Annotated in this window: 22 protein-coding genes and 1 pseudogene; 10 read left to right on the top strand and 13 right to left on the bottom strand. The window is 73.0% G+C overall.

Annotated elements, in window-relative coordinates:
- Positions 1–53: 53 nt before the first annotated feature.
- Positions 54–1,535, bottom strand: a complete 1,482-nt coding sequence (gene xylB / locus AB0D53_RS26630) for a xylulokinase (RefSeq protein WP_362450919.1) — start codon at positions 1,533–1,535, stop codon at positions 54–56.
- 204 nt (positions 1,536–1,739) lie between these two features.
- On the opposite strand from xylB, the gene xylA reads away from it, so the two are divergent.
- The gene (gene xylA, locus AB0D53_RS26625) at positions 1,740–2,909 is read left to right on the top strand and encodes a xylose isomerase (protein ID WP_362450916.1); all 1,170 of its coding nucleotides are present in this window, start codon (positions 1,740–1,742) and stop codon (positions 2,907–2,909) included.
- Positions 2,910–2,961: 52 nt separating this feature from the next.
- Here the strand turns inward: xylA and AB0D53_RS26620 are convergent, their stop codons facing one another.
- Both AB0D53_RS26620 and AB0D53_RS26615 read right to left on the bottom strand, forming a co-directional pair.
- Complete coding sequence (locus tag AB0D53_RS26620) at positions 2,962–4,206, bottom strand: ROK family protein (protein WP_362450913.1); 1,245 nt, start codon at positions 4,204–4,206, stop codon at positions 2,962–2,964.
- A 74-nt stretch (positions 4,207–4,280) separates the two neighbouring features.
- A pseudogene (locus AB0D53_RS26615) lies at positions 4,281–5,131 on the bottom strand (formylglycine-generating enzyme family protein).
- Here AB0D53_RS26615 and AB0D53_RS26610 point away from each other — a divergent pair.
- Entirely contained in the window at positions 5,130–5,309 is a 180-nt protein-coding gene (locus AB0D53_RS26610) for a hypothetical protein (RefSeq protein WP_362450910.1), read from the top strand. The pseudogene AB0D53_RS26615 and the gene AB0D53_RS26610 overlap by 2 nt on opposite strands.
- Here AB0D53_RS26610 and AB0D53_RS26605 read toward each other — a convergent pair.
- Positions 5,287–6,306, bottom strand: a complete 1,020-nt coding sequence (locus tag AB0D53_RS26605) for an ROK family protein (protein ID WP_362450907.1) — start codon at positions 6,304–6,306, stop codon at positions 5,287–5,289. The two genes, AB0D53_RS26610 and AB0D53_RS26605, sit on opposite strands and share 23 nt — an antisense overlap.
- On the opposite strand from AB0D53_RS26605, the gene AB0D53_RS26600 reads away from it, so the two are divergent.
- Positions 6,290–6,517, top strand: coding sequence for a hypothetical protein (locus tag AB0D53_RS26600; protein WP_362450904.1), 228 nt, complete (start codon positions 6,290–6,292; stop codon positions 6,515–6,517). The genes AB0D53_RS26605 and AB0D53_RS26600 overlap by 17 nt on opposite strands.
- Before the next feature lie 76 nt (positions 6,518–6,593).
- Here the strand turns inward: AB0D53_RS26600 and AB0D53_RS26595 are convergent, their stop codons facing one another.
- From AB0D53_RS26595 to AB0D53_RS26575, 5 genes are all read right to left on the bottom strand, one after another.
- A complete protein-coding gene (locus AB0D53_RS26595; protein ID WP_362450901.1) occupies positions 6,594–7,256 on the bottom strand; it encodes a DUF305 domain-containing protein in 663 nt (220 codons plus the stop codon).
- Entirely contained in the window at positions 7,253–7,903 is a 651-nt protein-coding gene (locus tag AB0D53_RS26590) for a DUF3105 domain-containing protein (protein ID WP_362450898.1), read from the bottom strand. Before AB0D53_RS26590 ends, AB0D53_RS26595 begins: the two co-directional genes overlap by 4 nt.
- A gap of 87 nt (positions 7,904–7,990) precedes the next feature.
- Positions 7,991–8,416 carry a hypothetical protein gene (locus AB0D53_RS26585; RefSeq protein ID WP_362450895.1) on the bottom strand — a complete coding sequence of 142 codons (426 nt, stop codon included), beginning with the start codon at positions 8,414–8,416 and terminating at the stop codon, positions 7,991–7,993.
- 124 nt (positions 8,417–8,540) lie between these two features.
- On the bottom strand, positions 8,541–9,902 hold the full coding sequence (locus tag AB0D53_RS26580; protein ID WP_362450892.1) for a solute carrier family 23 protein: 1,362 nt from the start codon (positions 9,900–9,902) through the stop codon (positions 8,541–8,543).
- 8 nt (positions 9,903–9,910) lie between these two features.
- Positions 9,911–11,035 (bottom strand): aryl-sulfate sulfotransferase, encoded by a 1,125-nt coding sequence (locus tag AB0D53_RS26575; RefSeq protein WP_362450889.1) that lies wholly within the window; start codon positions 11,033–11,035, stop codon positions 9,911–9,913.
- Between the two features lie 117 nt (positions 11,036–11,152).
- On the opposite strand from AB0D53_RS26575, the gene AB0D53_RS26570 reads away from it, so the two are divergent.
- Both AB0D53_RS26570 and AB0D53_RS26565 read left to right on the top strand, forming a co-directional pair.
- The gene (locus AB0D53_RS26570; protein WP_362450886.1) at positions 11,153–11,734 is read left to right on the top strand and encodes a helix-turn-helix domain-containing protein; all 582 of its coding nucleotides are present in this window, start codon (positions 11,153–11,155) and stop codon (positions 11,732–11,734) included.
- A gap of 63 nt (positions 11,735–11,797) precedes the next feature.
- Positions 11,798–12,406: a GNAT family N-acetyltransferase gene (locus tag AB0D53_RS26565; protein ID WP_362450882.1), complete on the top strand. Its 609-nt coding sequence runs from the start codon at positions 11,798–11,800 to the stop codon at positions 12,404–12,406.
- A 53-nt stretch (positions 12,407–12,459) separates the two neighbouring features.
- Here AB0D53_RS26565 and AB0D53_RS26560 read toward each other — a convergent pair whose 3' ends face one another.
- Entirely contained in the window at positions 12,460–13,965 is a 1,506-nt protein-coding gene (locus AB0D53_RS26560; RefSeq protein ID WP_362450879.1) for an APC family permease, read from the bottom strand.
- A 226-nt stretch (positions 13,966–14,191) separates the two neighbouring features.
- Between AB0D53_RS26560 and AB0D53_RS26555 the strand changes: the two genes are divergently transcribed.
- Both AB0D53_RS26555 and AB0D53_RS26550 read left to right on the top strand, forming a co-directional pair.
- Positions 14,192–14,932: a GntR family transcriptional regulator gene (locus tag AB0D53_RS26555; protein ID WP_362450876.1), complete on the top strand. Its 741-nt coding sequence runs from the start codon at positions 14,192–14,194 to the stop codon at positions 14,930–14,932.
- 55 nt (positions 14,933–14,987) lie between these two features.
- Entirely contained in the window at positions 14,988–16,190 is a 1,203-nt protein-coding gene (locus AB0D53_RS26550) for an amidohydrolase (protein WP_362450873.1), read from the top strand.
- Between the two features lie 15 nt (positions 16,191–16,205).
- Here the strand turns inward: AB0D53_RS26550 and AB0D53_RS26545 are convergent, their stop codons facing one another.
- Together AB0D53_RS26545 and AB0D53_RS26540 are read right to left on the bottom strand one after the other, a co-directional pair.
- On the bottom strand, positions 16,206–17,567 hold the full coding sequence (locus tag AB0D53_RS26545) for a lyase family protein (RefSeq protein WP_362450870.1): 1,362 nt from the start codon (positions 17,565–17,567) through the stop codon (positions 16,206–16,208).
- Positions 17,568–17,603: 36 nt separating this feature from the next.
- Positions 17,604–18,371 (bottom strand): VOC family protein, encoded by a 768-nt coding sequence (locus AB0D53_RS26540; RefSeq protein WP_362450868.1) that lies wholly within the window; start codon positions 18,369–18,371, stop codon positions 17,604–17,606.
- Positions 18,372–18,522: 151 nt separating this feature from the next.
- Between AB0D53_RS26540 and AB0D53_RS26535 the strand changes: the two genes are divergently transcribed.
- The 3 genes from AB0D53_RS26535 (at position 18,523) to thrS (ending at position 22,165) form a co-directional block, all read left to right on the top strand.
- Entirely contained in the window at positions 18,523–20,229 is a 1,707-nt protein-coding gene (locus AB0D53_RS26535; protein ID WP_362450866.1) for an FUSC family protein, read from the top strand.
- Entirely contained in the window at positions 20,226–20,732 is a 507-nt protein-coding gene (locus AB0D53_RS26530; RefSeq protein ID WP_362450864.1) for a MarR family transcriptional regulator, read from the top strand. The genes AB0D53_RS26535 and AB0D53_RS26530 overlap by 4 nt, the downstream gene beginning before the upstream one ends.
- Positions 20,733–20,869: 137 nt before the next feature.
- A complete protein-coding gene (gene thrS / locus AB0D53_RS26525; RefSeq protein ID WP_362450970.1) occupies positions 20,870–22,165 on the top strand; it encodes a threonine--tRNA ligase in 1,296 nt (431 codons plus the stop codon).
- A gap of 66 nt (positions 22,166–22,231) precedes the next feature.
- On the opposite strand, the gene AB0D53_RS26520 is transcribed toward thrS, so the two are convergent.
- A complete protein-coding gene (locus tag AB0D53_RS26520) occupies positions 22,232–23,056 on the bottom strand; it encodes an IclR family transcriptional regulator (protein WP_362450862.1) in 825 nt (274 codons plus the stop codon).
- Between the last annotated feature and the right edge of the window lie 73 nt (positions 23,057–23,129).

Here is a 23,129-nt window from a genome sequence, read left to right as displayed (position 1 = left end):
TAGTGAAAATCGCTTCGCTACCCCAAACCGGTCCGGGGGCGGCCGTGAGACCGTCAGAAACCTCCGAGCAGTGGGCCCGAGGCCCGGTCCAGCACCGAACCGATCCGCTCCCAGGTTGCCAAGTCCCTTGTCAGGGGCGGAAGTCGGGGGCCCTCGCCGGTGCCCCAGCCGGCCGCGGTCGCGACCGGGTCGGCGCCGGTGGCCGCCGCCGCGGCCAGCGCGGCGGCGCCCATCGCGACCGGCTCGCCGCCGCCGGGCACGATCACGGGACGGCCGGAGAGCCGGCGTACCGTCTCCACCCAGGACCGCCCCTGCGCGCCGCCGCCGATCAGACGCAGCGGCCGGGCGGCCACCTCGGGATCGGCCGGGTCGAGGCCGCAGGCCCGCAGCAGCTCGTCGAGGGCGCGCAGTACGGTGACGACGGCGCCCTCGTAGGCCGCGCCGAGGAGCTGTCGCGGCGTGGTGTCGTGCCGGAGTCCGGTGAGCAGGCCGGAGGCGGTGGGCAGATCGGGGGTGCGTTCGCCGTCGAGGTAGGGCAGGAGCACCGCCTCGCCGCCGGGGGACGTGTCGTCGCGGTCCAGGCCGAGGAGTGCGGCGACCTTGTCCACGGCGAGCGTGCAGTTGAGGGTGCAGGCCAGCGGGAGGTAGGTGCCGTCCGCCGCGGCGAAGCCGGAGAGCGACGGTGAGGCGGGCCGGGTCCGGGAGGCGGCGAAGACCGTGCCGGAGGTGCCGAGGCTGAGGACGGGGTGGTCGAGGAGTCCGGCGCCGCCCAGCCCGAGGCCGACGGCGGCGCTCATGTTGTCCCCGGTGCCCGCCGCCACCGCGGTCGTGGTGGGCAGCCCGAGCGCCTCGGCCGCCTCGGCGGTCAGCGAGCCGACGCGGGTCGCGCCGGTCCGGGCCACCTCGGGCAGCAACGCCGCCTTCAGGCCGAGGAGTTCGAGGATCTCGGGGTCGTAGGTGCCGGTCGCGGTGGAGTACCAGCCGGTGCCCGAGGCGTCGCCGGGATCGGTGGCCGCGGCGCCCGCGAGCCGTTCGGTGAGGAAGTCGTGGGGTAGGCGCACGGCGGCGGTCGCGGCGGCGCTGTCCGGTTCGTTCTCCCGCAGCCACCGCCACTTCGACGCGGTGACGGCGGCCACCGGTACCGACCCGGTCCGCGCGGTCCAGGCGCCCGGTCCGCCGAGCGCCTCGGTGAGCGCGGCGGCCTGCGGGGCGGAGCGGGTGTCGTTCCACAACATCGCGGGGCGCACCGGGCGGCCCGACCGGTCGAGGGCGACCAGCCCGTGCTGCTGGCCGGCGATCGCGATGCCGGTCACGGCCGAAGCGGCGGCTCCGGACCGCGCGAGCCCGGCGGCGACGGCCTCGCGCAGGGCCTGCCACCACCCTTCCGGGTCGCTCTCGCGGGCCCCCGCCCTGCCGCTGACCACGTGCGGGGCGCGGCCGACGGCGAGCAGCCGTCCGTTCTCGGCGTCGACGAAGGCCGCCTTGGTGGACTGGGTGGAACTGTCCACACCGATGACGACGGTACGCGGCGGCATGGGCCCTCATTCCTGGCTGTGTACGGTACGAGATTTGATCGTGCGCAGAACAAATTACGTCAACCGGGGGCTGTCCGACAGTGATGCGTGGCGAGGGGTTACGCGTCCGCCGCAGCCCGTGCATCATTAGTCATGGCACTGAACAAATAAGGCCCGGTTGCCTCGACCGGCCCTGGGCCCGATGGCACCGAAGGCGGCCAGAAGATGACGGAACGCTTCACGCCCACCCCCGACGACAGGTTCACCTTCGGGCTCTGGACGGTGGGCTGGCAGGGGCGCGACCCGTTCGGTGACGCGACCCGCGCGCCGATCGACCCGGCCGAATCCGTGCGGCGCCTCGCGGAGCTGGGCGCGTACGGCGTGACCTTCCATGACGACGACCTGATCCCGTTCGGCTCGACGGACACCGAGCGCGAGGGGATCGTGAAGCGGTTCCGGCAGGCGCTGGACGCGGCCGGGATGGTCGTCCCGATGGCGACGACCAACCTCTTCACCCACCCGGTGTTCAAGGACGGCGCGTTCACCGCCAACGACCGCGACGTACGCCGCTACGCGCTGCGCAAGACCCTCCGCAACATCGACCTCGCCGTCGAGCTGGGCGCCACCACCTATGTGGCCTGGGGCGGTCGCGAGGGCTCCGAGTCCGGCGCCGCCAAGGACATCCGGGTCGCCCTCGACCGTATGAAGGAAGCCTTCGACCTGCTCGGCGACTACGTCACCGAGCAGGGCTACGACCTGAGGTTCGCCATCGAGCCCAAGCCGAACGAGCCGCGCGGGGACATCCTGCTGCCGACCATCGGTCACGCCCTCGCCTTCATCGAGCGCCTGGAGCGCCCGGAGCTGGTCGGCGTCAACCCGGAGACCGGGCACGAGCAGATGGCCGGGCTGAACTTCCCGCACGGCATCGCGCAGGCGCTGTGGGCGGGCAAGCTCTTCCACATCGACCTGAACGGCCAGTCGGGCATCAAGTACGACCAGGACCTGCGCTTCGGCGCGGGCGATCTGCGCCAGGCGTTCTGGCTCGTCGACCTGTTGGAGACGGGTGGTTACGCGGGCCCGCGCCACTTCGACTTCAAGCCGCCGCGCACCGAGGACCTCGACGGCGTCTGGGCGTCGGCCGCGGGCTGCATGCGCAACTACCTGATCCTCAAGGAGCGCGCCGCCGCGTTCCGCGCCGACCCGGCCGTGCGGGAGGCGCTGCGTGCGTCCCGGCTCGACGAACTGGCCCGCCCCACCGCACAGGACGGCGTGACCGGGCTGCTGGCCGACCGGTCGGCGTTCGAGGAGTTCGACGTGGACGCGGCCGCGGAGCGGGGGATGGCGTTCGAGGCCCTGGACCAGCTGGCGATGGACCACCTGCTCGGGGTCCGCTGAGCCGGTGGCACGCGGGACACGGGAGGCCGGACGAGCGGCCTCCCGTGTCCGCTCAGCCCGCTCCGCCGCTCGCGTACGCCACCGGGTCCGCCAGCACCTTTGTCAGCACCAGCGCCGCCCCGCCCCGTGCCGCGTCACCCGCGACGGACGAGGCGCGCAGCCGCCCGCCACCCGGGGACCAGAGCCCCGACACCACACGGCCGGTCAGTTCCTCGTCGGCGGGCGGCGACAGCCACGGCATCAGGTTCCGGTAGATCCCGCCGAGCACCACCGCGTCCGGGTCGAGCAGATTCACCGCCCCGGACAGCACCCGCCCCAGCATCCGGCCGGCCTCCGCGACCGCGGCCACCGCCCGTTCGTCCCCCGCCCGGGCACGCCGTTCCAGCTCGGCCACCCCGGCCCCGCCGCCCGGCTCGCCTACCCCGGCGGCCCGCAGGAGCGCCGTCTGTCCCGCGTACTGCTCCAGACAGCCGCGCGATCCGCACCGGCACTCCGGTCCCTCGGCGTCCACCACCACGTGCCCGATCTCTCCGGCGAACCCATGCGCGCCGCGCAGCAGTTCACCGCCGATCACCAGGGCGCCGCCGACACCGATCTCGCCCGTCAGATAGAGGAAGCTGCGGACCGCGTCGAGCCCGCCGAACCACAGCTCGGCCAGCGCCGCCAGATTGGCCTCGTTCTCGGAACGCACCGGCAGCGCCGCACCGCCGGGTCGCTCGGCGGCGAGCGCCGCGGCGAAGAGTTCATCGGCCGGAACCCGGTTCCAGCCCAGGTTCGGCGCCTGTCGCACCGCGCCGCCGGAAACCAGCCCGGGCAGTGCGAGCGTCACCCCCACCGGGAACAACTCCTGCTCGCGCGCCGACTCCAGGGTGCGCGCGGCGATCCCGGCCGCCCGCGCCAGGACCTCGGCCGGTGGTGCGCCGCGATTGTCGAGGTGCTCGGTGAGCCGCACCCGTCCGGTGCCCGCCAGGTCGACGACGCACACCGAGACGTAGTCGATGTTGACCTCCACACCGAGCCCGGCGGGCCCGGTGCGCGCCACCTTGAGCGCGGTCCCGGGGCGGCCCGCCTGCCCGCTGAAGGTCTTGCCGGACTCGGTGAGGAAACCGATGCCGAGCAGCTGCTCGACGAGCGAGGAGACCGCGGCCCGGGTCAGTCCCACCCGCGCGGCGACCGTGGCCCTGGTCGCCCCGCCCTCGGCCTCGTCGCGGACGGCCCGCAGCACCAGGCTGAGGTTGCTCCGGCGCACGGTGTCCTTGTCGGCCTTGGGCCCCAGCGGTGTGACGTTGCTCTTCATGTCGGAGCCGAGCCTATGCGATCCCCTGTGCGGCTTCCCGGTGCGATCGCCTTCCGCGATGCCCCGGACCCCGCTCAGAGCGCGCAGCGGAATCCGCCGTGGCCCGTCGTGCTGTCCGGGGTGTTGTAGGTGCGGGCGGCCACCCGGTAGCGGGTGCAGTAGGAGCTGTGGCAGAGGTAGGAGCCGCCGCGCAGTACCCGGTTCTCGCCGGCCGGTGGCCCGGCGGGATCGACGCGGGTGGGCGGGCGGTCGGCGAGGTGCCAGTCGGTGCTGAACCGGTCGGCACACCACTCCCACACATTGCCCGAGGTGTTGTACAGGCCGAAGCCGTTGGGCGGGAAGGAGTTGACGGGGGCCGTGGAGAGGATGCCGTCCTCGCCGGTGTTGCGCACGGGGAAGTCGCCCTGCCAGATGTTGCAGCGGTGCCTGCCCCGGGGGTGAGTTCGTCGCCCCACGGATAGCGGGCCCGGACCAGTCCGCCGCGGGCCGCCTTCTCCCACTCGGCCTCGGTCGGCAGCCGCTTGCCGGCCCATCGGGCGTAGGCCGTCGCGTCGTGCCACGACATATGGACCACGGGGTGATTCCGGCGGTCGCCGACCGAGGTCCCGGGCCCCTCGGGCGCCCGCCAGCACGCACCGCTCACCGCTCGCCACCAAGGGGCGCCGGGGACGATGCCGGGCAGCACCGCGTGCCGTGCCCGCGTGGGTACGAAGGAGCCGAACACATAGGACCAGCCGATGAGTTCGGCCTCGGTGCGGTAGCCCGTGGCCTTCACGAACGCGGCGAACCGGGCATTGGTCACGCACGTCGCGTCGATGTGGAACGGGCTGACGGCGACCTCCCGTACCGGCCCCTCACCGTCCGCCGCGAACCCGTCCTCGTCCTCGCCGCCCATCAGGAAGGGGCCGCCCGGGACGGCGACCATGCCCCGAAGGACATCGGCCGGCCGGCGCGGGGGGACGGCGAAGTCCGCGGGCGGAGGGCAGGGCGAGCCGTCCGGCGGCGGGGTGGCGGGCGTGGAGTCCGTCGGGGCGGCGGCCGGGACCGTCGTGTCCGCCCGGGACGGTCCGCAGCACGCGTTCATCGTGACGCTCCGCTGGTGAGGGGCGAGCCGTCCCCGGTGACGCCGCCGGCGACAGGCCGGTCGTCGAGCAGCCCGGCCAGTTCCTGCCCGGTGGTACGCAGCAGCAGGGCCACCCCGCCGAGCGCGGCCGCATCGCCGCTGAGCGCGGAACCGCGCACCTCGACGGTGCGGGGCGCGGTCGGCAGGGACAGGGCGGCGAGCTGTTCCCGGATCGGGGCGAGGACGAGTTCGTCCAGGGAGGCCGGTTCACCACAGATCACGATGCACTCGGGATCGACATGTGCCGCGAGGGCCGCGAGGACCCGCCCGGCGGTGACGGCCGCGCCGCGGAACACATCGGCGACCTCGGGCTTGCCCGCCGCCGCGAGCGCGACCATCTCCTCGGCGTCCTCGACCACCACGCCCCGGTCGGCGCAGGCCGCGAGCAGCGCGGGAAGGCTGATGAGCCCCTCCAGACAGCCGCGGCCACCGCAGTGGCAGGGCTTTCCCTCCGGATCACAACTTGTGTGGCCGATCTCGCCGGCCGCGCCGTGGGCGCCGCGCTCCAGCCGGCCGTTGACGACGAGACCCCCGCCGACCCCCTGGGACCACCCCAGGTAGACGGTGTTGTCGAGGCCGCGGGCCGCGCCCCAGGTGACCTCCGCGAGCGCGGCGAGTCTGGAGTTGTTGTCGGTGAGCACGGGGGCGTCGAAGTGCCGGCCCAGCTCGGCGGCGACATGACCGGCGAACGGCGTCATGTTGTGCGGATCGCCGGAAGCCGGATTCTGGACGAATCCGGGGAGCCCGAGGCCGATGCCCTGGACCGGAGCGAGGCTGATGTTCTCGCGCCGTACCAGCTCCTCCACGGCGGCGATGGCCTGCGTGGCCCGCTCGGCGGCGCCGCTGTCCGCCGGGGCGGGGGCGCTGTACCGGCCGACGATCTCATGGGCGCAGTTGGCGACGACCACGTGGATCCGGTGACGCTGGAGGTCGATGCCGATCAGCTCGGCACCGCGCGCGTTGAGCGTGATCCACACCGTCCACTGGACGGCGACCGCGCCCGACGGCGTGGTGCTGGAACCGGCGAGCGGCACGCTGAAGGTGCACGGCACCCGGGGCGCGGCCGCCAAGGTGACGGTGCGCGCCACCGCCGGGGCAGCGACCGGAGCGCAGCGGATCATGCTGGACTTCCGGCTGCCGGACGGGACCGCGCTGTTCCCCGTACGAGTAGAGGTCGCCGTGTCGTGACCGGGGCCGGTTCGTTCGCGGCGGAGGAGCCCGCCGCGAACGAACCGGCCGCGTGAGGCACCGGAACGCCCGGCACTCAGGCCTTCACGCCGCGCTCCTTCAGCATGTCCGCCATGAGCGCGATCTCCGACTGCTGGCCCCGCACCATGCCCGCCGCCAGGTTCCGGATCGCATCCGTGTCCGCGGAGCCGGCCGCGGCCTGAGCCATCTCGGCGCCGGCCCGGTGGTGCGCGGTCATCAGCTTCAGGAACAGCACCTCGGCGTCCTTTCCCTTCGCCGCCCGCAGCCTGTCGAGCTCGGTGTCGGTCGCCATGCCGGGCATCAGCGAACCGTCGCCCCTCGGTGTGAAGGTGTGCCCCATCCACTCCATGGGCGGAGCGGAGGAGGACTTCGCCCGGCCCCACATCTCCAGCCAGCCGAGCATCATGCCGCGCTGGTTGGCCTGCGTGTTGATGATGTCGTACGCGAGCCGGCGCACCGCCTCGTCGGACGTGCGGTCCCGGACGATGAACGACATCTCGACCGCCTGCTGATGGTGGATCGACATGTCACGGGCGAACCCGACGTCCACCGAGGCGTCCGAGGGCGCCGCCGAGGCGGCGGCGGAACCCGCGGCGGACGCGGAGCCGGCGGACGAGGACGGCCGTACGAGCATGAGCACGACCAGGCCCAGCGCCAGCAGCAGCACCACACCGCCGGCCAGCACCATCGGGCGCGGGGAACGGATCGCGGACGTCACTGGGCGACCCCACCCGTGCAGGCCGCGCCGGGCTCCGGGGTCTGCGGGCCCTGCACGTACTTGGTGAAGAACTGCCCGACGCGTGCGTCGGCGGCGCCGGTCACCGTCACCTGCTTGCCCCAGGCGCTGAGCATGAGCGGGGCGGCCTGGTCCTCGACCGGGCTCATCAGCGAGTACGGCGTCGACTCGACGCGTTCACGGAGCTTCTCGATGTCGGCCGGCTTCGCCTTGCTCGTGTACGTGACCCAGACCGCGCCGTGCTCCAGGGAGTGGACGGCGTTCTCCTTCGGTATCGCCTTGGTGTAGACGTCGGCGTTGCAGTTCATCCAGACCGGGTTGTGATCGCCGCCCACCGGCGGGTTCATCGGGTAGTCGACCTTCTTCTCGACATGGTCCTGGGTGAGCTTGCCCCAGGTCCGCTCGCCCTTCACCGGTGAGGACTTGGCCTCGACCTCGGCCTTCTCCTTGTCGTCGGCGGCGGACATCAGATAGCCGCCGCCCGCGACGAGCGCCGCGACCACGGCGACGGAGGCGGTGATGGTGATGATGCGGCTGCGCCGCTCGCGGGCCCGCTCCTTGCGGCGGGCCTCCTCCAGCTTGGCGCGGCGTGCGGAGGCAGAGGCGTTCTGCTGCTTGGCGGATGCCATGGGGAGTCCTTCGGTTCAACGGAATTGTTCGGGTCGAGGGCATGCGGAGTCCGTTCCCCGGGTGTCCCGGGGAACGGGGGCCTGCCTCTAGATCCGCTGAACCTGCAGACGGAGATGGTCGACTTCCCGCACGGCGTCGTTGGACGGGCCGCGGATGGCGGCCGCGCCGGTCAGCGGGGCGACCGGAACGGTGACGGTCGTACCGGGGAGGGCCGCGGGTGCGCCCTGGCCCGGCAGCACGACCGGGGTCGAGTGCTCGGAGGTCCCGTGGCAGGAGCTGCCCATGCCCCGGTCCTCGGGGGAGTCGGCCACCACGATCCGCGCGAGCGCCTGCTGCGTGGGTGTGATGGTCCGGGCGACGGTCGCCGGCCGGTCGCCGGAGGCGGCGTGCGCGGCCGGGGCCGTGATCGAACAGCACGAGACCATGGCGACGAGCACGAACAGCCAGCCGAACACGGCCGACGCGCAGGTGCCCTGCGTCCGTCGGCGCGCCTTTTCGCTCAGCCCGGTCATCCCGCCATCGTACGCGGTGTGTGAAGTTTCAATGAGGGGGTGGAGGGAGCGGATGCCGGGCGAGTGCCCCCTCGCACGATCGTCCGTGCGAGGGGGCATCTGGGTGTGCGGCAGCAGCCGGTCGCTACGGGGCCGCCCCGGCCCCGGTCCGCTCTTCCGCCTTCTGCTCCGCCGTCTTCTCCTCGTTCGGACCGAGCCTGGCGAACACGGCCGCGAGGACCACCGCGGCCAGCGCCCCGGCCGCGACACCGCTGCCGAAGACCGTGCGGGCCCACACCGGCAGGTCCGCGTACATCTCCGGGGCGAAGACCGGCAGCAGACCGACACAGAGCGCGAGCGCGACCACGATGCCGTTGGTGCCGTGACCGAGGTTCTCGCGGCTGAGCATGCCGAACCCCATCGTCGCGATCACCGCGTAGATGATCAGCCCCGCGGCGCCGACCACCGGTTCCGGAATGGCGGCGAGCAGCCGGGTGAGCGGCGTGATCAGACCGCACACGATGAGCAGCACCCCCGCACCCGCCGTGACGAACCGGCTGCGCACCCGGGTGAGCTGGACGATGCCGATGTTCTCGGCGCTCGTCACCATCAGCGACGTACCGAAGACCCCGGCGCCCAGCGAGGTCACCGCGTCGGCCCGCGAGATCCGGGGGACGTCACGGGCGGCGTCCGGCGTCCGGCCCACGGCCTCGCTGTTGAGCACGGTCTGGCCGGTGGCCTCCGCGAGCGAGGCGAGCGCGAAGACCAGCAACGGCACGGCGGCCAGCAGATCGAAGTGCGGGGTGCCGTACGGGAACGGGTCGGGCAGCGCGAAGGTGCTGCCGTGCGCCATCTGGAACGCCGTACCGCTGACCGCGGCGACGAGGGTGCCGCCCGCGAGGCCGAACAGCACCGACATCTGCCGCCACACGCCCCGCATGACGAGGAAGAACAGCGCGGTGATGCCGAGCGTGGCGAAGCCGAGCCCCGGCCCCGAGGCGATCATCGGCGCGGTGATCTTGATCATGTTGATGCCGATCAGGACCACCGTGGTGCCCATCACCAGCGGGGGGAAGAACCGCACCAGACGCCCGTACAGCGGCAGTACGAGAATCAGGAACACCGCGGCGATCAGCACCGAGCCGGACGCGGTGGCCGGGCCGTGCTCCTTCGCCACCTGGAGGAAGATCGCCACCGCCGCCCCGCCCGGCAGCATCAGGAACGGGAGCCGGGCGCCGATGCGCAGCGCCCCGACCCCCAGCGACTGCAGCAGCGCCCCGACACCGCACAGCACCAGCGTCGCGCTGAGCAGTGACGCCGTCTGTGCGGCCGTCAGCGAGAGCGTGGTGCCGATCAGGATCACCGAGGAGACGGGGGCGGCGATCCCGGCGAGCAGATGCTGGAACGCCAGGGGTGCCAGCCGGGGGAGGGGAAGCCGCTCGTCGACCGGTGCGACGGACACGACCGGTGCGACGGGGGCGGCGGTGTCGGGGACGGGGGAGGCCATGGTCCGGCTCAGCCCTTCGGGACGTCGAGCCAGGGGAGCTCCTGGGCCGAGTAGCGGTAGGAGCGGAACACGGCGTTGGGCTCCGACGGGAACAGCTTGCGCACTTCTTCTTCCTGGTAGCCGCCGAAGAACGGCACGATGTACTCCCAGCACAGGTATCCGTCCGCGGTCACCTCGAAGAGGCGGCCGGCCGGTGAGTCCGTGATGAGCGTGTTGCCGTTGGGCAGACGCTGTGCGCTGCCCATGAACGGGGCGAAGAACGACTCGCGCGCAGGGTCGTGGTACTCCCAGGCAATGGTGCCACCGGCACGCTCGATCTCGATGACCCGGCTGAAGGGGACGTCCCAGTGCGGGCGGAAGACGCCGTTGTCGAAGACCAGGAAGTTGCCGTTCTCCAGCTCCGTCGGGCAGTGCTGCTGCGATACGACACCGGGCTCGCTGCGCCAGATGATCTCGCCGGTCGCACGGCTGATGACGACGACGGCCGAGACGGAGCGGAAGCTCGCCAGGATGTTGCCGTCGCCGGTCGGCAGCACGCTGTTGATCAGCGGGTAGTGCTCGCGCGAGTAGTCGGGGTGCAGCGGGAACGCCTCGCGGTCCAGGTGCTCGGAGACCTTCCACTCCCACACCGTGCCGCCCCCGGCGTCCACCTCCACGATGGTGTCGGCCCACACCGTGCCCCCGGGCTCCGAGCCGGGCACCCCGCCCCTGACCGCGGCGGCGGCCTCGCCGGTCAGCGGCTCCAGGGCGGAGTAGAGCAGACGGCCGTCGCCGTAGTGGTACGCGTCGTGGTGCTGGTAGCGGTCGCGGTGTTCGCGGACCACCGTGCCGTCCGGGGTGATCTCCTGCATGATCCCGCCGCGGTACTTGTGCCACATCGGGAAGAGAGCCGGCTCGTCCGGGAGGACACCGCTGTACGCCAGGTTGCCGTTGGGCAGGATCCGGGCGTGCCGGCCAGGGCGGTAGGGGAGGTTCCACCGGTGGACGACCTCGCCGCGCATGTCGATGAGATACACCTCGCCGCTGCCGGTCAGCGGGGCGAAGAGGGTGTATCCGCCGTAGCTGGCGTCCTCGTCCAGGGCCATGAGTCCGGTGCCGCGGCGTCGTCGCTGGTTCTGGTCCACGAGGGGCATGGATCGGTCCTCCCGGTTAACTTTTTTAGGTGGGACTTAAAAGATTAACCGGCCCGGTAGGCTGCTCTCCGCCCCGCCGGTTGTGGTGTGCGGCACTCGGGACACGGAGTGAGTGAGATGAGCGAGGCGGACATCCCGCTGGTCGGCCCGGGAATTCGCCGACGGCGCCGCGCCCTGGAGATGACCCTCGCGGAGGTCGCGCGGCGGGCCGGACTCTCGGTCCCCTTCCTGAGCCAGATCGAGAACGGCCGCTCCCGGCCGAGCATGGGCTCCCTCCAGCGGATCGCCGACGCACTCGACACCAGCGCGGTCCAGCTGCTGTCCGCGGCGGAGGCCCCGCGCCCCGTCGACGTGGTGCGCCACGGCTCCGCCGCCGTGCGCGAGACCGGGGCCCCGGGCGAGAGCGACGGCCGGATGCGCCCACTGGTCCGGGGCCATCAGCGGCTGCACGCCCTGGAGTTCACCGGTGCGCACGACTGGGGGCGGGAGTTCCGGCACCGCAACGACGAGATCCTGTACGTCGCCGACGGCTCGGCGGAGGTCGAGGCGGACGGCAACTTCTACCGCCTCGAACGGGGCGACACGCTCTACTGCGCGGGCGGCCTCGTCCACCGGTGGCGGCCCATCGAACCGGACACCAGGGTCCTCGTGGTCGGTATCGCCGATCATGTCCAGGCGACGGACGAGCAGGCGGGCTGACGCGCGGGCCCGCCGGTGCGCGGCGGGCTCCGGTGGCTTCCGCCCCCGTGCGAAGATGCGTCCATGCCGTACCTGGTGCCGCCCCACCTCCCTCCGGGTCGCCTCGCGGACTCCGCCCAACCGGCTCTGCCCGTCACCGACGACCTGCTCCTGCGGCCGTGGCGGCGGGAGGACGCACCGGCTGTCCTCGCCGCCTTCTCCGATCCGGCGATCCAGCACTGGCATCTGCGCCGGGCCGACAGTGAGGACGAGGCGCGCGACTGGATCGAGCAGTGGCGGGACGCCTGGTACGGCGAGACCGCGGCCCACTGGGCCGTCGTACGCCCCGGGGGAGCGGGCGACGGGACCGGGGACGTGCTCGGCAGGGTCTCGCTCCGCTCCCTGATCCCGGAGATCGGGCAGGCGGAATGCGCCTACTGGGTGCTGCCGGCCGCCCGCGGACGGGGTGTGGCGCCCCGGGCCGTTTCGGCGCTCGCGCACTGGGCCTTCGACGAGATCGGGTTCGAGCGGCTCGAACTCGCGCACTCCGTGCTGAACGAGGCGTCATGCCGGGTCGCGGCCAAGACGGGCTTCGCCCTGGAGGGCACCCGGCGCCACTCCCACCTGCACACCGACGGCTGGCACGACATGCATCTGCACGCCAGGCTCCGCGGGGACGAGCCGAGCGGCTGACCGCGACGGACGCGGCGCCGGCCGTGCGCGTCGCCCTCGCGCGGCCCCGCTCCTCAGTCCCGCTCGACGTCCACCTCGGTGAGCCGCGCGTACCGTCCGGGATCGGTGCGGCGGATGCGCAGCGCCACCACGAACCCGGCCGCCAGCGGTACCAGTAGCGCCGTGTTGACCGCCCCCGTGCGCCCGGTGAGCAGATCGAAGTGGAGCGTCGCGAGCACCGACAGGACCGCGAGACCCACGAAGGCCGTCAACGGCGCGACCGCGACCCGCCAGACCGACATGCCGCACCGGTCGCGGCGGAAGAAGAAGCAGACGGCGAGTGCGGCCAGCGCCTGCATGATCATGATGCCGAGGACGCCGGTGCTGTTGGTCCACAGGAAGATCTCCGAGTAAGGATCCGCACCGATCAGCGCACCGCCCACCACGATCACCAGGCCGAAGCCGGTCTGCGCGACGACCGCCGTCACCGGTGAACCCTGCCGGGGCGACACCCGGCCCAGCCGGCGCGGCAGCAGACCCTCGCGGCCCAGGGCGTAGAGGTACCGGGCCGCGGCATTGTGGAAGGCGAGGGTGGCGGCGAACGCGCTGACCACGATCAGCACATGCATGGAGTCGGCGAGCCACGGGCCGACGAACCGGTCGGCCGCGTGGAACGTCAGCTGCGGGCCGTCCGACGACCGGGCCATCGCGACCGACTCGTCCGTGCCGAAGCTGCCCATCAGGATCCACACCCCGACGGCGTAGAACAGCGCCAGGAACCCGATCGCGACAAAGGTGGCGCGGGGCACCGTGCGCTCCGGGTCGCGTGCCTCCTCGGCGTAGATCGCGGTTGCCTCGAAGCCCGTGAACGCGCCGATGACCAGGACGAACATCCCGGCCATACCGCCGGAGGAGGCCAGCACGGACGGATCGAAGGACGTGAGGTCCAGGGCGGCGGTGCCCCGGTCCGCCAGCACCCCGACGTCCATCACCAGCAGCACCAGGACCTCCAGGACCAGTGCCACCCCCAGCACCTTCGCGCTCAGCGTGACCCGGAGCCAGCCCAGCACCCCGGTGCCCAGCACACAGAGGGTCGACAGCGGCCACCAGGGCAGCTCCGCGCCGGTGAGATCGCTCAGCGTCGTCGAGGCGAAGTAGCCGAACCCGGCGGCGACACCCGGGGCGACCAGGTTGTACGAGAGCGTCGCCAGGTAGGCGGTGGCGACGCCGAGCGCCCGGCCGAGACCTCGGGCGACGTACGCGTAGAAGGCTCCGGCATTGCGTACGTAGCGGCTCATCGCGGTGAACCCGGCGGCGAACAGCACCAGCAGCGCGCCGGAGACCAGATAGCCGAGCGGGGTGCCCGGACCGCCGATGCCGATGGCGAACGGTGCGACACCGGCCAGCACGGTCAGCGGTGCGGCCGCCGCCACGACGAAGAAGACCAGATCGAAGGTGCCGATCTGCCCCTTGGCCAGGCGCCCGGCCGGACCGCCGGACGGCGGGGCGGCGTTCGGGCGGTCGGAGGAGGGGGAGGCGGGGGAGGCGGGCGGCGGGACGGCCGTCGAGGGGTGCGTCATCGATGGTTCCTCAGGTGCGAACGGGCGACTGGACGCCGAAGGTGATGCCAGCACCAGACATGGGTCAGCGCAAAAGACCAGTTCAGGGCGTCCGGATCGGGCGAGGCGCTCAAGCTATCTGGTATACCGAATACCAGGCAAGGGTCTGTGGAACCTTTCCGGAATCTGCGATGATCACGGCACGGGAGTCGGAAGAGACCGGCTCGGACGGGCAGGAAGCGAGTCCATGAGCAGCAGCCGAACCGCCGGCCCCAACACCACCGGCACCATCGGTGCGGCACATCAGTCCCTGCGTGACCAGGTGTACGTGGAGCTGCGTGAGAGGATCATCGACGGCCGCCACCCCTCCGGGCACCGGATCGTCGAACGGGAACTCGCGGACGAGCTGGGGGTGTCCCGTATCCCCGTACGGGAGGCCATCCAGCGGCTGGAGACCGAGGGTTTCATCGCCGTCCAGGCGCGCAGGGGCGCCTTCGTCGCCCCGCTCGGCCCGGCCGAGGCCGCGGACTTCTTCGACATCCGCGAACGCCTGGAGGCACTGGCGGCCTCGCTGGCCGCCCGGCGCGCCGACCCTGCCGGACTGCGCACCCTGGAAAGACTCCTGGACCGCGCGCGCCGCGTCGCGGACTCCTCCCGCCGGACCCGCGAACTGGGCTCGGTCCACGCCGACTTCCACCAGCAGATCGTCGTCATGTCCGGCAATCCGCTGCTCCAGGGCCTGATGGCCCCGCTCGACGGCCGGTTGCGCCGGCTCTTCAGCCTCACCTCCGAGCCGGGCGACGGTCCCGTGATGTGCGGCGAGCACGAACTGCTCTACGAGGCGATCAGGAACGGCGACGCGGAGGCGGCGGAACGGATCGCCCGCACCCATGTGGCCGGGACGCGCGAGACCGCGATGCAGATGCTCGCCGTCGCCACCGCGGCCACCGATGAACCGACGGACCCCGGCTCCCGGCGCCGGCCCTGACCAGGACGACCGTCCCGCGCGCGATGTCGCGCACCACCGAAGGAGATCCCGCCCCATGGCGACGCCCGCCCCCGCCCGCCCCCATGTCCTGTTCACCGCCGTCCGCTGCCTCGACGGCCGCACCCGTGACCTGCTGGTCTCCGACGGCCGGATCGCCGCGTACGACCCGGTGGAGCCGCCCGACGGCTGTGCGACCGTGGACGCCGCGGGAGCGCTCGCCCTGCCCTCGCCCGTCGACGCGCACATCCACCCGGACAAGTCGACCTGGGGCGGGCCCTGGCTGAGCCGCGAACCCGCCGGGACGCTGCGGGACCTGATCGAGGGCGACGTACGGGCCAGGACCGCCTTCACCACTCCGGTGGAGGAGCGGGTCGGGGCGCTCATGGACCGGGCCATCGCCCACGGCACCCGCGCGATGCGGGCCCATGTGGATGTCGCCCCCGTCCACGGCCTCTCCGGGGTGCACGGGGTGCGGGCGGCGGCCGACGCCCGCAAGGACCTCCTCGACGTCCAGATCGTCGCCTTCCCGCAGCTCGGTCTGTTGAGCGAGCCCGGCACCGCCGAACTCATGGAGCAGGCCCTGTCCGAGGGCGCCGACGTCGTCGGCGGCCTCGACCCGGTCGGCATCGACGCCGACATGGACGGCCAACTGGACTTCGTGTTCGGGCTGGCCGCCCGCAAGGGTGTACCGCTCGACATCCATCTGCACGACGGCGGGCCCGACGGGCTGCGCCAGGTCGCCGAGATCGCCCGGCGCACCGTCGCCGCCGGGATGCAGGGACGCGTCACCCTCGGCCACGCCTTCGCCGTGGCCGAGCTCGAAGGCGCCGAACGCGACCTCGTGGCCGTGCAGTTGGCCGATTCGGGCGTCTCCCTGGTCACCTGTGCGCTGGGCGGCGACCCGGTCCTGGACCCCGCACGGCTCACCCCGCACGGTGTGCGGGTCGCCGTCGGCTCGGACGGGGTGCGCGATGCCTGGACGCCGTTCGGTGACGGCGACATGATCGCCCGCGCCCATCTGCTCGCCTACCGGACGGACGCCCGCACCGATGCCGAACTCGTCGCCTGCTACGAGGCGGTGGCCCAGGGCGGCGCTTCTCTGCTCGGTCTGCCCGCCTCCCGGCTGGAGCCCGGCGACCCGGCCGACTTCGTCCTGGTGGCGGCCGGTTCACTGCCCGAGGCCGTCGTGGACCGTCCGGTCCCCGCCGTGGTCGTACGTGCCGGCCGGGTCGTCGCCCGCGAGGGCCGGCTGGTCTGAGGCGTACCGGACCGGTCAGCCCCGGTCGAGCGCGCGGTCGGTGAGGGAGCCCGCGCAGCCGGTGTACCGGGCGGGGTCGGTCAGCTCACCCAGGTCGAGGCCAGCGAGTTCGGGCTCCTCGTCGAGCACGTCGGCAAGCACGTCGGCCAGGTCCGTGGTCTCCGCGCGGGCCCGGTCGGCGGCGTTGAGCAGGACTTCCTCGGCACGTCTGCGGCCGATCCGTTCGGCGAACACGGCGGCCAGCCGCTCCGAGACGATCAGCCCGTCGGTGAGCTGGAGGTTCTCCCGCATGGCATAGGGGACCACGCGCAGCGCGCCGGTGAGTTCGGCGGCGTGGTGCGCGGCCCCGCCCACCAGTCGCAGCAGATCGCGCAGCGGCTCCCACTCGGCGTGCCAGGCCCCGGCCGGCCGCTCGTCCTCGGCGGCGAGCGAGCCGTACAGCGTCGCCGCCAGTCCCGGGGCACGACGGGCGGCCGCCGCGATCAGTGTGGCGTGCACCGGATCGGCCCGGTGCGTCGCGGCGGACGGATCGTCGCTGTGTCCCTCGGTGATCTCGCCGATCTCGGTTCGGGACAGAGTGAGCACATCGGCCGCCATCTTCCCGAGCGCACCGGCCGTGAACGCGAGCGCGCCCGCCAGGTCGGCGACCGGGGTGCGCAGGGTGTGCCACGGCAGCAGCGGTTCGGCGAGACCGAGTTCGCCCGCGTACGCCTGGACCAGGGGCAGTCCGGGGTCGATCCCGTCCACGTCCTCGGCCGGCGCGTACGCCTCGAAGGCGGCCAACGTGCCTGCCACACCGCCGAGTTGCGCGGGAAGCGACTCCCGTACGGCCGAGAGCCGGTCCCTCGCGTCGAGGATCAGTGACCGCCACCCCGCCGCCTTGAGCCCGAAGGTGGTCGGCGCGGCGTGCTGGGCGAAGGTCCGGCCGGCCATCGGGGTGTTGCGGTGTGCGACCGCGAGCCGCGCCACCGCGTCCGCGCTCCGTGCCAGGTCGTCGAGGAGCGGTGCCAGGGTCCGCGCGGCGACGAGCATGGCGGCCGTGTCGAGGATGTCCTGGCCGGTCGCGCCCCGGTGCACGTACGGCCGGACGTCCGGCTCCACCGCGGCGGCGAGGGCCATGGCCAGCGGGCCGACCGGATCGCCGCCCGCGCGTGCGTGCAGCGCCAGGTCCCGTACGTCGAAGCGGTCCGCGTCGGCCGCCGCCGAGGTCACCGCCCGCCCCGCCTCGGCGGGGGCGAGCCCGCATGCGGCCTGGGCGCGGGTGAGCGCCGCCTCGGCGTCGAGCATCGCCTGCAGAAGGGCGCTGTCGCCGGTGGTCGTCTCGGCGGGGGAGCCGGCCCGCCCCGGGGCCAGCAGTCCGGCGTCGCTCTCGTGCATCGGCTGAACTCCAGGAGACCCCGGGGCCACTCGGCCCTAGCCTTCGCTGCCGGTCCGGTGGATGCCGAACACCGCGCCCTGCGGGTCCCGGACGACCGCGATCCGCGGGCCGTCCGGGATGTCCGTCGGAGGCATCAGCAGTTCGCCGCCGGCCCCCTGGGCCGTGGCGGCCGTCGCGTCGACATCCGTCACGGCGAAGTACGGCAGCCAGTTCGGCGGCGCCTCCGGCGGGAACCCGTCGTCCATGATCAGCATCCCGCCGAAGTCCTCACCGGCCACGCCCCACTGGGTGTACTGCTCGGACGCGGTATTCACCGTCCACCCGAAGACCGCGGGATAGAAAGCGAGCGCCGGGTCGGCCTCACGGGTGACGAGCTCCACCCAGCCGAGTGCGCCGGGCTCGTTCAGCTGCTCGGCACCGGCGAAGGCGCGCTTCTGCCACAGCGAGAACACCGCGCCGGACGGATCGGTGACGACCGCGAACCTGCCCTGGTCGAACACGTCCATCGGGCCGACCAGCAGCGAGCCGCCCGCCGATTTCACCCGCTCGACCGTGGCGTCCGTGTCCTCGGTGGCGAACGAGACCGTCCAGGCGGTCGGCTGACCCGGCTGGTAGACCGGGCTCAGCGCGGCCACCCGTGCGTCGCCGAGGTGCGCCATGGTGTAGCCGCCCGCCTCCTCGCGCGGATCGGTCTCGGCGCGCCAGCCGAAGAGGGCCGCGTAGAACGACTTGGCGGCGGGGATGTCGGAGGTGCTCAGCTCGATCCAGCAAGGGCCGCCGGTCACCGGTCCGGTGAGCTTCATTCGGGTTCCTCCGTGATGACGTCGGCACAGGGGTATCTGCGCGCGTTCGGACCTGTCCGTCCTTGCGCAGTCGAAACGCTATGACCTCGTGCCGGGTGCGGCCATCGGGGAAAAAATGTTTTACGTGTGTAATACCTGCTAAAGTATTTGGGTGAGTGATACAACTACCTGGTCCCGGCAGCCCTCCGTCCGCAGACTTCCGCTGGCGTCCCCGCTGCGTCTCGCCCGCCCCTCGGACATGTGGTTCAAACCGGCACTGAGCGTGGTCGTCGCCACCGCCGTCCCCGATCTGCTGCTGCTCGCCGTCGACCGGCTCGACCTCGTGATGTACACGATGGCCGGTTCGCTCTGCGCGCTGTACGGCCACAACCTGCCGTACGCCCGCCGCGCCAGGGCCGTCGCCGGAGTCGTCGTCGCCATGGTCATCGGCATGGCGATATCCCTGGTCGCGGCCTCTCTCACCGGGTCCACCGCCGTGCTGATCGCGGTCGGGGCCCTGCTCGCCGCCGGGCAGAAGACGCTCTGCGACGCCACCCGCATCGGACCGCCCGGACCGGTGATCTTCACCTTCGTCACCTCCGCCGCGCTCTTCGCCCCACAGCGTCTCGGTCAGGTGCCCGGCCATCTCGCGCTGACCCTGGCCGCGGGAGCGATCGCCTGGCTGGTCACGGCCGGCCCCGCACTCCTGCGCCGGGAGGGCCCGGAGCGCCGGGCTACGGCCCGTGCCCTCGACGCCGCCGCGGCGTACCTCGCCGACCCCGGCCACCGCACCCGGCACACCGCGGCCGCCGCCGTGCACGGGGCCTGGCAGACCCTGCTCGCCGCCGGACGCCCCACGCCCGCGCGCCGGTCTCTCGAACGCCTCGTGGTCCACGCCGAAGCCGCCCTCGCCGGGGGCGCCCCCGGCCCCTCCCCGCTCGCACCCGCTCCCGGCCCCGACCGGCTCCGGACCTGGGCCCGGCAGACCCGCGCCCGCGGCCCCGTCCCCACCCCGCCCGCCGCCCCCGGCACGTCCGAGGAACTGTCCGGCATCGACGCCGAACGGGCCGCCCGCAACGGCGGCAGCCGCCGCGACGCCCGTCGCACCCTGCTGCGCAGCCTCGCCCCGGGCTCCCCGCTGCTGCCCATCGGAGCCCGTGCGCTCGTCGGCTGCGCCCTGGCCGGATACGTCTCCCAGGCGGCCGGCGTCGGCCGTCCCTACTGGGCGATCGTCACCGCCGCCTCCCTGTACCAGGCGAACGTGACCCTGTCCTGGAACCGGGCCCTCCAGCGCACCCTCGGCAATCTGCTCGGCGTCCTCGTCTTCGCCGCCGTCCTCCCGGTCAGCCGCACCGGACCGCTGGCCCTCATCGGCTTCTGCCTGTTCTTCGGCTTCGCGGCCGAGGCCCTGATCACCCGCAACTACTGGCTCGGCTCCGTCGCCGTCACCCCGATGGCCCTGCTGGTCCTGGAGTTCGCAGGCACCCACCCGGCGGGTGAACTCATCGGCGACCGGGTCCTGGACACCGTCATCGGTGCGGCGGCGGGCCTGCTCGCCGCCATGCTGGTGACCAACCGCCGGGCTGCCGGGCGCCTGGAGAAGGCCCTGGCCGCCACCGACCTGGCCCGCGCCCATGCCGTACACACACTGGCCGCCCCGCAGGTCACACCGGCCGCGCTCGACGCCGCCCACCGCAGGCTGACCGGATCGCTCGTCGAACTGCGCGAGGCGGACGACACCGCGGCGGGCGAGTGGTGGCAGCGCGCCCTGCCCCAGGAGCAGGTCCTCGCCGCCGAGCAGGCCGGACACCGTACGCTCGCCGCTACAGCAACACGGCGGGGGGCGATCGCCCACGCCCCGGAGAACGGAGCGGTGTGACCGACGACATCGTCGCCTCGGTGGTACGGCAGTGGCAGGCCGTCAACCCGGAACTGGACACCGGACCGATGGAACTCATCGGCCGCATCAACCGCTGCGCGGCCCTGCTCCAGCAGGCGGAGGACGCTCCGCTGCGCGCCGCCGGGCTGACCCGCGCCGAGTTCGACCTGCTCGGTGCCGTACGCCGTACCGATCGTGAGCTCACCCCCGGCGAACTGGCCAGGGAGACCTTCTCGTCCGGCGCCGCGGTCACCAAGCGCCTGCGGGTCCTCCAGGAGCGTGGTCTCGTCGACCGCCGCGGTGACGACCGCGACCGCCGGGTCAACCACATCCGCCTCACCGAGCAGGGCCGTGAGCTGGTGGACATGCTGCTGCCCCGGCAGCTCGCGTACGAACGCGCGGTGCTCTCCGGCCTCGACGAGCAGTCCCGTACCCGGCTCAGCGCCCAGCTCAGCGAGTTGCTGGTGCAGCTGGAGGGACGGATCGGCGGTGGCCGGCGCTGAACCGGGCCGGGAATGCGGGTCCGTACCGGCAGCGCGCGAAAAATACCGCGCGCTGCCGGTGCGCCGCTGCTAGCGTCCACCACATGAAGCGCGCTGCCATGACGACGACGCCGGAGAGTGTCCCGGCGCGCTGACAGCTGTGCAGTGAGAAGCCCCGGGGCGAGTGCCCCGGGGCTTCGCCTTGCGGTCACCCGCCCGACGACCGCGAGGAGACCGCCGTGTACGACCACCGCAAGCTCGGCCGAGAGCTCGGCCTGTTCGACACCGACCCGCTGATCGGCGCGGGACTGCCCTACTGGCTGCCCGACGGCGCCGCCGTGCGCCACACCCTGGAGGAGTACATCCGCACCGCCGAACAGCGGGCGGGCTACCGGCACGTGTACTCGCCGGTGCTCGGCAAGCGGGAGCTGTACGAGATCTCCGGGCACTGGTCGCACTACAGCGACGACATGTTCCCGCCGATGGACCTGGGCGGGGAGCAGGTGGTGCTGCGGCCCAGCCTGTGTCCGCACCACGCGGTCATCTACCGCTCCCGCCCGCACAGCTACCGCGAACTGCCGCTGCGCATGGCCGAACTGGGCGGCATGTACCGCTCCGAGCTCTCCGGCGTGCTCGGCGGACTGACCCGGGTGCGCTCCATCCAGCTGAACGACGCGCACATCTTCTGCACCCCGGACCAGGTGGCCGAGGAGGCGCGGGCCGCGCTGGAGCTGATCGCCGGGGCGTACCGCGCCCTGGGCATCAGCGCGGCCCGCTACCGGCTCTCCCTCCCCGGAGCGGGCGGCAAGTACGTCGACGACCCCGTGATGTGGCAGCGGTCCACCGCTCTGCTGACCGAGGTCCTCGAACGCTCGGGAGTGCCCTACGAGGCGGCCGAGGGCGAGGCCGCGTTCTACGGACCCAAGATCGATGTCCAGGTCGTCGACGGCGCGGGCCGGGAGTCCACCCTGTCCACCGTCCAGATCGACTTCCATCAGCCGGTCCGGTTCGCACTGCACTACATCGGCGCCGACGGCGCGAAACACCGGCCCGTCATGGTCCACCGCAGCATCATCGGCAGCGTGGAGCGGGCCGTCGCCCATCTGATCGAGGCACATGGCGGGGCTCTCCCCGCCTGGCTCGCCCCCGTGCAGCTGGCGATCCTCCCGGTCTCCGGCGCCGAACTGCCAAAGGCCGAGGCGTTCGCCCGGCAGTGTGCCGGCCTGGGGCTGCGTGCAGAGATCGCCGGACCGGAACGCGGCACCCTGGGAGCCCGCATCCGGGAGGCCCGCCTGGCGCCCGGCCAGGCGGTCATCGGGGCCAGGGAAGCGGCCGAGGGGCACGTGGCCCTGCGTCTGCGCGACGGAACCCGGCTCGATCCGCGGCCAGTGGGCGAGGTTCTCGCCCGGATCGCCGCGCTGGTGGAGGCGCACAGCATCGAACTCCGGGCGTAGGACCGGCGGAGGCGGCGGCCCGCCCGGTGCGGTGTCCGCTGCCGCCTCCCGCACCGTGGGGGCCGATCAGTCCGCGCCCAACAGGGCGGCGGACAGGCGCAGTTCCCCGGCCCGGCGGGCGAGAGCCGCGTCGTCGCCGCGGTCGGCGGGCGCCGAGGCCATCAGGGCGAGCCGGTCGCGCCAGCTCGAACCCGCGAGCGGCACGGCCACCGTGTGCATGCCCCGGACCGACTCCCCCTGGCTGACCGCGAATCCGCGGGAGCGGATCTCCACCAGCTCGGCGAGCAGCGCGGAGCGCGAGGCGGGGGCGGCCGGCGTGGCCGCGGGCAGCTCCTCGTGCGGATAGAGGGCGCAGACCTGTTCCGGCGCCATCCGGGAGAGCAGCATCTTGCCGCCCGACGTGGCGTGGGCCGGGTGCGTACCGCCGACTCCCGGCATCACCCGCACCGGATGCGGGGACTCGCGGCCGTCGGTGACGATGATCCGGTCGCCGAGCAGCGCCGTGCTCTGCACCGTCTCGCCGGTGCGCCGCAGCGCGTCCTCCAGAACCGCTCCCAGCCGTTCGTGTACGGCCGTGCCGAATCCCGCCGGGCGGCCCAGCCGGACCAGCTCCGGACCGGCCGAGTAACCGCGGCCGGAGAAGTCCCGGATCGCGAAACCGCGCCCCTCCAGGGTGCTGAGCACCCGGTGCGCGGTGGACCGGCCCACGGAGAGCAGCCCGGCGGCCTCGGAGACGGTGAGCGTGTCATGGGTGAGGAAGAGGCGCATCAGCCGGAGCCCGGTGTCCAGCGACTCGATGGTGTAGCCACGGCCCGGCCCCGGGACGTGTCCGTTCCCCTCCGGCTCCGACGTCAGTTCGGTGACCGGGCCGTCCACCCGACCATGCGACATGAATGTGCTCCTTTCGATCCGGTTCGATCACATGTGCGTCCGTCCTGCGATGCGGGACGCGAGGGAGCGGCAG

The sequence above is a fragment of the Streptomyces sp. NPDC048295 genome (assembly GCF_040652135.1).
In the GTDB taxonomy this organism is placed as follows: Bacteria; Actinomycetota; Actinomycetes; order Streptomycetales; family Streptomycetaceae; genus Streptomyces.
The sequence above is the reverse complement of the archived record's forward strand: the minus strand, read 5'-3'. Positions and strand labels throughout refer to the sequence as shown.